The sequence below is a fragment of the Priestia sp. BR_2 genome (assembly GCF_041954005.1).
In the GTDB taxonomy this organism is placed as follows: Bacteria; Bacillota; Bacilli; order Paenibacillales; family Paenibacillaceae; genus Paenibacillus_AQ; species Paenibacillus_AQ lautus_A.
Genome location: NZ_JAVFHM010000282.1, coordinates 80,798 through 92,761, shown reverse-complemented (window position 1 = coordinate 92,761; position 11,964 = coordinate 80,798). Strand labels below are relative to the sequence as shown.

The window sequence follows — 11,964 nt, the reverse complement described above, 5'->3', positions numbered from 1 at the left end:
TATTGCTTGGAGGGAGAGGAGCGTTTATTTAAAATTGGTGAATTGCAGATCCAAGGAAAGGTCCGCTTTGCGAAGCAGCTGCATGATCTGCTGAAGATCATCCTTGCTTTTTCCGGTTACCCGAATCTGGTCGCCTTGAATCTGGCTCTTGACCTTCAGCTTGGAATCACGGATCAAAATATTGATCTTTTTGGAATTCTCCTGGTCGATTCCCTGCTTCAAGGTCAGACGCTGACGGACGGTACCCATGGAAGCCGGCTCGATCTTACCGTACTCCACATTTTTAAGCGACAAGCCCCGCTTCACCATCTTGGTCTGCAAAATATCGATAACGGCGTTGAGTTTGTACTCGTCATCGGAGGCAATGACCAGCGCGTCCTTGTCCAGCTTCAAGCTGCTCTTGCTGCCCTTGAAGTCAAAACGGTTTTCGATCTCGCGCTCCGCTTGATTAACCGCATTGGTAAGTTCCTGCATATCCATTTTGGATACGATATCAAATGAGCTTTCTGAAGCCATGGTGAATCCTTCCTTTCATTTGGCGATAATGCTTCTATTATAGGTAAAACCGAGAGACAAGTCTAATCCTGTAAGGAATCCGCGATGGATCAGGAACGAAAAAGACTCCGCTTATCGCCAACATCATCCGGCGAAAACGAAGCCCGCTCCCTCAACTGCTAGCTTTCTCATCATGCACCGGACGGCGGAACATACTCAGTATGCCGAGTAAAATATGTGCCAGCCCAAAGCCTAATATGCCATACCCCCAGCTGCTCGGAATCAAATAATAGCCTAAGAGGCTGACGATAACGCCTAGTCCGAATATAATCCAATTGACCGTCACAGAGCATCACCTCTTTCGGGAAGTGAAATAACAGCATGCAGCTGCATGCTGTTATGATGACCTGGGGGACAGGCAATTATTCGAAGTCGGTGGTATCCGATGTATCTGATGTATCCCCGGTACCCGTATTATCCATGGTGCTTGCGGAACCATCGGCCGGCTCCAGCACGATGCGCGACGTGGACTTGCCGTCCGTTACGGGCTGGCCGCCAACCGTAATGGTCGTTGCAGCGGAATTCCCCGATTTCACGAAGAGTCCCTGGCTGTCCATGTCAAAGCTCAGCGAAGCACCGTTCTCGAGCATTTGGAAAGCCAGCTTCTCCCCGGAAGTATTGTTCCCGCGGTATACCTCGACCCAGCTCTTGCCTTCGCTCGTGGCCACAATCTCAACCTTCACGGACGAGCCCGATACCTTAAATACGGTGTTCTTACCTTCCGTCCGGTCCTGCGTCACCGTAGCCGTTCCAGGCGTTGAATCACCCGGTTCATCGATGTCCGTTCCGTCTGTGCCTTCTGTTCCGTCCGGGGTGTCAGTTCCTTCTCCGTCCGTGCCTTCGTTAACCGTGCCGTCCGGAACATTGTCGCCGCCCTGCGCTCCGTCGCCTGGCGTCCCGGAATCCGTGTTATCCGGAGTTTGCGGGTTCTGCGCCTGATCGGTCTGCGTCTGATCATTGTTGCTGACCGGCGGTTCGTCCTTAGGCTCATTCGAATTGATGGCCACCAAATATATGACAACAACGATCAGGATCGGGAACGTCCACATCAGCAGCGTAGGCAGCCATTTCATGTTCCGTTCGGCTGTCGGTCTGCTGGCGCGCTTTTGAATAACCGGCTCCATGGTCGCTTCCGGTTCGGATTTAGGCACATCCTGTTTGTGCCCTTCAAGCAGTTCGTCCGGGTCAATCCCCACCGCTTCCGCATAGGTTTTGATGAATGCCCGCACGTAAAAACTGCCGGGAAGTACTTTGTAATCCCCTGCCTCGATGGCTTCCAAGTATCGCTTGCGTATTTTAGTCATTTCCTGCACATCATCAAGGCTCATCCCTTTTTGCAGACGCGCCTCCCTTAATTGCTGTCCCAGTTCGGACATGCCATCACCTCCTACTTTAGAATTTCGTGGTCAAAGTCAAACAAAAATATTACAAATCGTCACTATAAGAGCCCGTGAACGTATCATAAACGATTTCCTCTTCCGGATTGTTTCGCAATTCGATGATAATGTCGAAATCATCGTAGGAATATTCGGATTCGCGAACAAAGATATCGGGATGCTCGATCACCTTCGTGCTCTCCATTCCCATGATATCCTGCAGGAGCTGATAGTGGCGTTCATTGGATCGGATCGTGCTCACAATGCCGTCAATGATAAAAATGTTGTTCGTATTCATCTCATCCTCGGAGAGTTGACTGCGAATGGTTTGACGGAGCAGCGTAGAGGAAACGAAGGTCCAGCGCTTCATCGCGCAGACGCTACCGGCGATAATGGACTCGGTTTTGCCCACGCGTGGCATCCCGCGGAGGCCGATGACCTGATTACCTTCCCTTTTGAACAATTCACCCAAAAAATCAACAAGTAAACCGAGCTCATCACGCGTAAAACGAAACGTTTTACGATCATCCGAGTCCCGGTCGATATATCGTCCATGACGGACAGCCAGAATATCCACCAGTTTCGGGGGCCTCAAGGCTGATACCGTAATATTTTTCATTTTGTTTAACATTTTACCCATCAGAACAATTTTTTCTTCGTCATCCGTCTCGAGCAGCATTCCGCGGGTTTGGCCTTCCACGCCGTTAATGGTCAGTATGTTCACTTCGAGCATGCCCAGCACGGATGCAATGTCACCGAGCAAACCGGGCCGGTTCTTATGTATCTTATATTCCATGTACCATTGATTCGATTCCACAAAGACACCTCTTTGCACTTCTTTTCCATCAATATTCGACAAATTCCAGCGAAAATTGCACGCAAAAACAGGTCAAATGAAAAATGGGTCACGTTAATGATATATAAAATAAAAATGAAAGGCAAGTATTAACGGTGACATGAAAATTACATTCTTTTTTCTTGACAAAAAGCCCCCATTGTCGGGGGGCTTTTTGTTAATGGATTATGCGTTGTTCTTGGCCAATTTCACCATCAGACGCGCGATAACGTGGCGTTCTTCCTCGTTACCTACATCCCACAATTCTTTCAGTGCCCGGTTGGATGAGTTTTGCGGATCAACCTTCTCATCGAGGAAATCACCGATCTCATAAGCCAGCTGGGAAATGGTGTCTTCACTCATGCCCGCTTTCTCGGCTTGAACGACGCGCTCGCCCAGGAATTTCTTCCAGGAATCAAAGTTTTTGATTACGGATGACATGAATTAAATCCTCCTTTTGCGTGGTGGCAATTCAGATTTAAAGTAACAATAGTAATATGTCCCCGTAACCAATACCTTATGAGTGGTGAATTGCACCACGAACGAGATCTAGGTCACCCATCCTCCGTTCGGGCTGATCACTTGCCCGGTAATGTAGCCCGACTCGGGCAGCGCCAAAAAATACACCAGCGACGAAATCTCATCCGGCTGCGCCAATCGGCCGACCGGAATTTCATCCTCCAGCATGCGAATTTCATCCGACTCCAGATGCCCCAGCATGGACGTATCGACCGCACCGGGCGCCACGGCGTTCACCGTTACGCCTGACGGGGCAAGCTCCTTCGCGAGGGCCTTCGTAAAGGCGTTAACGCCGCCTTTGCTTGTCGAATACAATACCTCGCAGGAGGCTCCGGATAACCCCCAGATCGAGGATACATTGATGATTCTGCCAAAGCGCTGGGAAACCATGCGCCCCATAAAAGCCTGGGAACACAGAAACATCCCGCGCAGGTTAATGGACATCAAAGTATCCCACTGCTCTTCCGTCACGTCGGACAAAAGCCCGTAATGGGACACGCCCGCGTTGTTAACCAGAATATCCGGCTCCATACCATGACTCTGCAGTTTCTCTTTCATCCGTAATATCTGCTCTTTGTCGCGCAGGTCGGCGGATACGGTTAATACCTTGGCTCCATAAGCCATGCAGCGGCGGGCTACTTCGTTGGCCGCTTCGTGCGAATTCATGTAGTGGATGACCACATTCATGCGGACCGAGGCAAAGCGTTCGGCGACAGCCGCCCCTATGCCTCTGCTCGCACCCGTAATCAATACCGTCATTTCCCCGATCGGCTTCAATTCTCTTCCCATGCCTTGCTTCATTACGGACTCACGACGATCGATACAGCCAGCTGGTTCCAATCGACATGCTCCTGCAGGCGGCGGTTGACATCCTCCAGGGTGATGGATTCATAAACCGGCAAAACGTTGAAGAAATCGGCGCCGCGGAACTGATAGCGAGTAAATTCATGGGCAATGTTTTCCGGGGAATTGAGCATACGCAAGTATCCGCCCATTTTCTTCTTGCGGGCCCGTTCAAAGTCCGAGGCTTGGAATCCGGATGCCTTTAGCTTATCCACCTCGGTACGGATGCGCTCCAGCAGTTGATCCGGATCCTTCGTGTCCCCGCCAACCGCGGAGAACGCATACTGGGGCGAGCTGTTATATTCATGACCGAAGCTGTCGGAGATCAAATCCTCATCGTACAGCTTCTGATACAACTCCGTACTGGAGCCAAACAGGAGATCCATCATCAGCTTGGTCGTCAGGTCGCGGCGCAGCTGCTCATCGGCCGATAAACCCACCTGCTTCTCCTTGAAGCCGAACAGGCATTTCGGCAGCGATACGGCCAAGCGGCTCTCCCTCCGCTTCTCTTCGACCCCCTGCGGTTCCGGATCGAATAAACGCTCAATGGAGCCTTGTTTGTCGTACGATTTTCGGGCTTGGTTCGATCGGATCAGGTTCATCGTTTCCTCGGGATCGACGCCGCCCACCACGAACAGCAGCATGTTGCTCGGGTGATAGAACGCATTGTAGCACGTATACAGATCTTCTTTCGTAATCGTCCCGATGGATTCCACCGTGCCGGCGATGTCGATATGCACCGGATGCACCTTATACATCGCTTCGATCAGTCCGAAGTACACGCGCCAATCCGGGTTGTCCTGATACATGTTGATTTCCTGGCCGATGATCCCTTTTTCCTTCTCCACGTTCTGGTCGGTAAAATAAGGATTCTGCACGAAATCGATCAGCGTCTCCAAATTTTCATGAATGTTCTCCGTGGCCGAGAAGAGGTACACGGTCTGATCAAAACTGGTAAAGGCGTTCGCAGAGGCGCCATTGGAAGCAAACTTGGCAAAAATGTCGCCTTCCGGCTCCTCAAACATTTTGTGCTCGAGAAAATGCGCAATTCCGTCCGGAACCCGGGTCTCGGACTCGCCTTGGACCTTGAAATGGTTATCGACCGAACCGTACTTGGTTGCGAAGGTCGCATAGGTTTTCTGGAAGCCGGGTTTAGGCAGCACATACACGTGCAAACCGTTATCCATCACTTCGTAATACAGCGTTTCCTGCAGGTTGTCATAATGAATGCTCTCCACCGGCTATTCCTCCTTTTGACCTTTCAGGAAATAGATCGTATCCAGGGAAAATGCCGAAGCCGCCTGCTTCACATCGTCCACTGCAATGCCCTCGACCTGCTTCAGCAGCTCATCCGGCGTACGTTCCCGTCCCGACAGCGTGCGGTTAAAATCATACGCAATCATCTCGAAGGCCGAATCCTGCATTTCTTTGATCACGTTGCGGATCATGGCTTTCGTCTGGGTCATTTCGATGTCCGAGATGGCACCCTTGGCCATGTCATCGAGCTGTTGGCGAATGATGTCGACCGCCTTCTCGAAATTTTGAACCTCGATCCCGGACTGGATGGTAGCAATCCCTTTATGACCGTCATATCGGGAGGAAGCGTAATACGCCAGGCTTTCCTTCTCCCTCACGTTAACAAACAGCTTCGAATGCGGATACCCTCCCAAAATCCCGTTATACAGGAGCGCAGCGGCATATTCATCATCTCCGTACGTAATCGTGCTTCGAAGGCCCATGTTGAGTTTGCCTTGATTGATGTCCAGCTTCTCCACGACCGTCTGCGTCTCGTTAGCGGCCCTCCGCGTGATAGAAGGAACATAATCCCTGCTTTCCGTCCGATTCAGTTTAAAATGCTCCTCGACGAGCGTCTTCACCTCATCCAGACTCGTATCGCCAACCACGTACAAATCCAAAACGGACTCTTGGAGCCATTTCTGATAAGATTCATACAAGCCCTCCGGCGTGATGCCGTCAAGGTCCTTCCGCTCTCCGAGCGGATGCAATCGGTACGGCTCGTTCTTGCACATAACCTCAATGCAGCGCTCGGCGGCATAACGGATCTTATCGTTTACGATAGACTCCAGCTTCTTGCGGACCGTGTCGCGCTCGGTCTGCACGTAAGATTTGCGGAATGCGCCATTCTCCAGCACAGGCTGGGTGAATGCCTCGCCCAGAAAAGCAAATGAGGAGCGGAGCAGGCTCTCAGGGCTCTTAACAAAAGAGTCATTGATCGTGTCCATGCGGAAGTGCACGATCTGATAATCGCCGCGCTTATACACGTCAAAGCCAAACCCGGCGCCGTACAGCTGCTCCAGCTGCTCGCGGAATGCTCTGGTTTCCGGGTAAGAAACCGTCCCTCTGCGCAGTACAAAAGGCGTAAGCGCGGTCGAGGTTACGGTTTCCTCCGCTAACGGGCTTCCGGCGTAAAGCGATATCGCAAATGTCTTGAATCGGTTTGTCGGCAACACGTGAATCCGTATCCCTCCGGCAGTACCGTGTTCAAATTCCGTTTTCGTCAAGGTCCATATCCCCTTACATCATGGATTGTCGTTGCCATAATTTACTTCATAGATAACTTACATTCTAACCCATCGCAAAGTGAAGAAGCAACCGAAGACAGGCCCCGGTTGCCGTTGGTTGAGCTACATACAGAAGATATGTTGACCGATGGTTTTGACTTGAGGACGCGTCCAAATCCATGGCGAGGTGGCTGTTTTCGGATTGAAGTAGTACAAGCATCCTCCTGTAGGATCCCAGCCGTTCAGCGCCTGCTCCACCGCTTTTCTAGCCTGGGCGTTCGGCTCCAGCCATATTTGGCCGTCAGCGACCGCGGTAAATGCTCTCGGCTCGAATATAACCCCATGCGGCGTGTTCGGGAAGCTTGGCGATTTCACCCGGTTGAGAATAACGGCCGCTACGGCGACCTGTCCTTCAAACGGCTCTCCGCGCGCTTCGCCGTAAACGGCATTCGCCATGATTCTCAAATCATTGTCGGACAGGCCCATAGTATTCGATGAGGCTAAGTTGTTATTTCCTTGATTAGTACCGCCGCCGTTTCCGCCAGCACCGGCCGCTGCACCTCCGCCTTCATGAAGCTTCGGAGCGGTCGGACGGAAATCCTTGGTGGCGTTATACAGTTTCAGTTTGACCTTCGGCCCCACGATGCCGTCCACCTTCATGCCGAACTCGGATTGGAACCACTTGACGGCGCCTTGGGTCTTGGAACCGAACACGCTGTCGATTTTGCCGTGATAAAAGCCTAGGTGCTTCAGTCGCCCTTGCAGCTCATACACGTCTTCGCCGGTGGAACCGAATTTGATGGTCTGCTGGCTAAAGGTCGGCAAAGCTTCCTGTAGAATCGAACTGTGATCCGCTTTCAGCCTTCCCTGGGCGAAGACGACGGCAGATAACAGTATCGCAATGCTGATCAGAATCCAGATTCTTGAGTTTTTCATGCTGCGCTCTACCTTTCTCTTGTGGTTTAACAAGCCTCGCTACCGTTATTATGACAAGCCTGCCAATATCCTATGCACCTATTCCCTGAGGACGGCATGAGCGCAGAAGTTCCTATAAGCGCAAAGAGAGCTGCTCCTATGAGGGAACAGCTCCTTAAATGTTCTGTATCAGTTGCAGCGTTCAAACACGCTTTCATCCGTCGCTTCTGCCTAGCTCTACGCACGCCATGACCAACGCTCCGACGCCATGAAGGTCATTTTCGCATTGCTGCCTTTCCACATAATGCTTGTAATCGCCTACCCCCGTGCCGATGCAGATGTGGGGCATGACCAAATGTCCCTTGTCATTGCGATATACGCATTGGACCAGGCCTTGATATCCCTGTCTCGCATACGTCATAAAAGAAGGATCCAGATAACCCAGACGGACTCCTTTTGCCAAGGTATAGGTGAAAAGACTGGAGCAGGAGGTTTCGAGCCAATTGTCCTCCCGCCCCCCTTTGTCCACAACCTGATGCCACAGACCGGTAGCCGGATCCTGATAACGCACCAGCGCTTCGCTTAATTCGCGTAGCGCGGCAGCCAGCTCTTCCCTCGCCGAATGATGCTCAGGCAGTAAATCGAGGAACTCGACAAGCGACAGCGCATACCAGCCTATGGCGCGTCCCCAAAATTCCGGAGACTGCCCGCTGACCGGATCCGCCCAGGGCATCGTTCGGCTCTCGTCCCAAGCATGATAATACAAACCGGTAGCCTCATCCTTGGTATGGGAGCGCATCAGCTTCTCCTGGAACAATACCTCGTCAAATAAATGCGGCTCGTTATACTGCCTCGCATAGTTCATCGTAAATACGCCGCCCATATACAGTCCGTCCAGCCACATCTGGTATGGATACCGGTCCTTATGCCAATAGCCGCCTTCGGTGGTCCGGTTCAGCGTTGACAGCAAGCGGAGCAGTTTATCTGCTGCGGCCCTGTAGCGGTATTCGGGAAACACAGCATCCAATTCCATCAGGAGCAGGCCCGCTTGAACGGAATCCAGCTCCCCCCGCTCCAGCAGCAGGTTGCCGTTAGCGTCCACCAGATGATCAACATAGCCTTTGATATAATTCAAAAACTTGGCGTCCCCGTTAAATTTCCACAATTGAGACAACCCAACCAAAAATACGCCCTGATGGTAATGCCACCTGCCTGCAGGCGGAAGCTGCTCGGGCGAATACGTTTCCATGATCGATTGGCACGCCATGGCGGCGAGTTCTATTGGTGACAAAGCGGACTGTGCCTGCTGCTGTACGGGATTGGACATACGTGCTCCTCCTCTTTCTAATCAATTACTAAAAAGCGATTGAATTTATAGAATAACGCCATCCTTGAAAATGGATATTTCCCGGAAGCCGTTCCGTTCATTTTGCGTCTTCTCAACGCCTGAGGCCAAATGAACGATGACCTCCAAGAGTTCCGCATGAAGCTCATCCATGCTTTTGCCCTCCAGCAGAGCTCCCGCATTATAATCGATCCAATGCTTTTTACGTTTGGCCAGCTCGGAATTGGTCGCGATTTTGACGGTTGGTACAGGCCCCCCAAACGGCGTCCCCCTTCCGGTCGTGAACAGCACGAGGTGGGCGCCGGCTGCAGCGAGTGCCGTAACCGATACGAGGTCATTGCCCGGCCCCTCGATCAGGTTCAGTCCCGGCTTCGAAGTTCTTACGCCGTAACGGAGCACATCGGATACGGTTGCAGTCCCCCCTTTTTGGGTGCATCCCAGCGATTTCTCCTCTAAGGTCGTGATGCCGCCGTCTTTATTCCCGGGAGACGGATTTTCATAGATTTCCTGTCCATGCGAGACGAAATATTGTTTAAAGTTGTTGATGAGCAAGGTGATATCCTGGAACACCTGCTCGTCGGCAGCCCGATCCATCAGGATCGTTTCGGCTCCGAACATCTCCGGCACCTCCGTTAGAAGAGCGGTGCCTCCATAGGCGGTAATCGTATCCGCGATGCGGCCCGCCAGCGGATTGGCCGTAATGCCCGAGAGGCCGTCCGACCCGCCGCATTTCAGCCCGATCTTCAGTTTGGAGAGAGGAACCTCCGTTCTTTTGAATGTCTCCGCATATTCCACGAGCTCGGATATAAGGGACAACCCTTCCTCCAATTCGTCCTCCATGTCCTGGGCACGCATATATTTGATCCTATTCCCGTCCTGCTCCCCGATCATGGCCTGCATTTGATCGATCTGATTGTTCTCGCAGCCGAGCCCGATAATGAGCACGCCTGCGGCATTGCCATGCTGAGCCAGGGAGGATAATAGGCGCTGGGTATGGCTCAGATCATCTCCGAGCTGCGAGCAGCCGTAAGGATGCGGAAAATGATAAATCCCATCAATCCCTCTCCCTTGAAACTGCTGACCTGCCATTCGTGCCAGCAGCTCGCAGGTTTTATTAATGCAGCCGACGGTGTTGATGATCCAGATTTCGTTGCGGATTCCAACCTCGCCGTTCGGTCTGACATATCCTTGGAACGTTGACGAGCCGTGGCTGGCAGCTGAAGGCTCAAGCCCTTGATTCGCGTTTGGCTTATACTGATACTCCACTTCACCGGAGAGACCTGTTTTCAAATTGTGGGTATGAATCCAGGTCCCCGGCAAAATGGCTTCCTTCGCCAGACCGATCGAATAACCGAATTTGAAAACATGGCTACCCGCCTCAATCCACCGCAGAGCCACCTTATGACCCTTCGGGACGTCCTCCGTTAATTCGATGGCATGCTCCTTCCCGTTCAAGATCCCGATGGCATGTTCTCCTGCCGACAAAGGACGAAGCGCAATGCCGACATCATCCTTGCTGTGAAGTATGACGATGTCACTCATGTGTTGTTCAGCTCCATTTCTTCGATATAACTGCTAACCGTTTCATGAAGAGCGGGAATTCGGTTCAGATCCTCGCCCCATATCCTCTGGTTACCAAGAATGGAGGCCACAAGCTGACGTATAGTCCACTCCCCGCCGTCTACCTTTTGCCAAGCTTGCTGCAGTGTCATCAGGTTATCCGGATCATCTCTTAACGGCAGCCGTTCACCATCAAGTCGCGTGCCGTACCATTGCCCCTCTTTTGTGCCGATATGATACAGACGGATCAAGGAAGCCAATCCAATAGTAATGGTGCTTGGCAGCTCATTATGCATTCTGATATATTCCTTTAAGCTCGGCAGAACCCGAACCCTAAATTTGGACATGCTGTTCATGGCGATGTCCTGCAGCCTGTGCCGAATGAAGGGGTTGCCGAACCGCTCCCACACGGTTGCGGCATATGCTGCAACCTCTTCCGGCGGGAGGGGCACCCCCGGGACGATCTCCTCGAGCATCGCGTTTCGGATGCGGTCACCCCATTCAGGACTTTCCGTCATCTCCTTCACTTCGTTCAAGCCATGGAGCAGGCCTATCGAAGCCATAAGGGTATGCGTTCCATTCAAGATCCTTACTTTTCTAACCTGATACGGAGTCAGATCGGATACCCAGCTTACCTGAAGGCCCGCCGACCGTAGAGGCAGTCTGGACTCCAGTGACGGATCGCCCTCAATCGCCCAGAAATAATAGGGCTCGGCCGTGTTGAGCAATCGATCCTGATGACCCCATTTGTTAAAATAACGCTCCGCTTCTTCCGGATAACCGGTTACGATCCGGTCTACAAGCGAGTTCAGGAACAGATTATGCTCCGCCACCCAGCTCTGAAAGGCGGGCGAAAGCCCCCAATCCTGGGCATGCCGCAAAACAATGGATCGCAAGATATCCCCGTTTCGTTCCAGAAGCTCGCAGGGCAATATCATCAAGCCCCTGTCCGGAGAGCCCTCATAATGCTTATAACGCCGATACAGCAGCATGGTCAGCTTGCCGGGATACGACAACACCGGTTCGTCCGGATTCCATTCACTGCGCTGATAATCGAGGCCCGCCTCGGTGGTATTGGAAACGATGATATCCAGGGAATCCAACTCGGCGATCCTTAAGAAGTTCTCCCATTCCGCATAGGGATCCACGATCTTCGAGAACACCGGAATCCACTGCTCCTCCTCAACTTTTCGTCCATCCTGCAGACCTCGGGTCAGCAGGCCGTATATCCCTTCCTGTTCCCGCAGCTGCTCCAGCTTGGGCCTTCCGCCGGGTCTTGGCTGACTGACCGCGACGCTCCCTTGAAACAGCCCCTGCCGGTTGCATTCATAGATCATCCAATCGAAAAAGCCCCTGAGAAAATTACCTTCGCCGATTTGCAGCACCTTCACGGGGAAGTTCAACATCTCCGAGTCCTGGCATATATCCTGCTGCTGGAGAAACTCCCGTCCGACCAACTTCAACGATCCGCTTCGGTCCGTGCTCGTACCCATG

At 52.3% G+C, this 11,964-nt stretch carries 12 protein-coding genes; all 12 read right to left on the bottom strand.

The annotated features are described in order from the left end of the window. Nucleotides 1–24: 24 nt before the first annotated feature. Entirely contained in the window at nt 25–516 is a 492-nt protein-coding gene (locus tag RB298_RS22335; RefSeq protein ID WP_009589306.1) for a YajQ family cyclic di-GMP-binding protein, read from the bottom strand. Nucleotides 517–667: 151 nt separating this feature from the next. Then, nucleotides 668–841, bottom strand: a complete 174-nt coding sequence (locus RB298_RS22330; protein WP_009589315.1) for a hypothetical protein — start codon at nt 839–841, stop codon at nt 668–670. A 76-nt stretch (nt 842–917) separates the two neighbouring features. Beyond that, on the bottom strand, nt 918–1,931 hold the full coding sequence (locus tag RB298_RS22325; RefSeq protein WP_192571300.1) for a helix-turn-helix domain-containing protein: 1,014 nt from the start codon (nt 1,929–1,931) through the stop codon (nt 918–920). A gap of 49 nt (nt 1,932–1,980) precedes the next feature. Continuing rightward, the gene (locus RB298_RS22320) at nt 1,981–2,748 is read right to left on the bottom strand and encodes a DUF3388 domain-containing protein (RefSeq protein WP_009589314.1); all 768 of its coding nucleotides are present in this window, start codon (nt 2,746–2,748) and stop codon (nt 1,981–1,983) included. A 204-nt stretch (nt 2,749–2,952) separates the two neighbouring features. Further along, a complete protein-coding gene (locus tag RB298_RS22315; RefSeq protein ID WP_009589302.1) occupies nt 2,953–3,207 on the bottom strand; it encodes a DUF3243 domain-containing protein in 255 nt (84 codons plus the stop codon). Between the two features lie 108 nt (nt 3,208–3,315). Further along, nucleotides 3,316–4,086: an elongation factor P 5-aminopentanone reductase gene (gene ymfI, locus RB298_RS22310; RefSeq protein WP_036659259.1), complete on the bottom strand. Its 771-nt coding sequence runs from the start codon at nt 4,084–4,086 to the stop codon at nt 3,316–3,318. Further along, entirely contained in the window at nt 4,086–5,366 is a 1,281-nt protein-coding gene (gene yfmH, locus RB298_RS22305) for an EF-P 5-aminopentanol modification-associated protein YfmH (RefSeq protein WP_213579177.1), read from the bottom strand. Before yfmH ends, ymfI begins: the two co-directional genes overlap by 1 nt. Before the next feature lie 3 nt (nt 5,367–5,369). Further along, entirely contained in the window at nt 5,370–6,650 is a 1,281-nt protein-coding gene (gene yfmF, locus RB298_RS22300) for an EF-P 5-aminopentanol modification-associated protein YfmF (protein WP_096774486.1), read from the bottom strand. A 123-nt stretch (nt 6,651–6,773) separates the two neighbouring features. Continuing rightward, nucleotides 6,774–7,586 carry a spore cortex-lytic enzyme gene (gene sleB / locus RB298_RS22295; protein WP_096774487.1) on the bottom strand — a complete coding sequence of 271 codons (813 nt, stop codon included), beginning with the start codon at nt 7,584–7,586 and terminating at the stop codon, nt 6,774–6,776. 193 nt (nt 7,587–7,779) lie between these two features. Further along, entirely contained in the window at nt 7,780–8,892 is a 1,113-nt protein-coding gene (locus RB298_RS22290) for a glycoside hydrolase family 88/105 protein (RefSeq protein ID WP_375120298.1), read from the bottom strand. A 45-nt stretch (nt 8,893–8,937) separates the two neighbouring features. Further along, a complete protein-coding gene (locus tag RB298_RS22285; protein WP_096774489.1) occupies nt 8,938–10,452 on the bottom strand; it encodes a UxaA family hydrolase in 1,515 nt (504 codons plus the stop codon). Beyond that, nucleotides 10,449–11,963: a tagaturonate reductase gene (locus RB298_RS22280; protein ID WP_096774490.1), complete on the bottom strand. Its 1,515-nt coding sequence runs from the start codon at nt 11,961–11,963 to the stop codon at nt 10,449–10,451. Before RB298_RS22280 ends, RB298_RS22285 begins: the two co-directional genes overlap by 4 nt. Nucleotide 11,964: the final 1 nt, after the last annotated feature.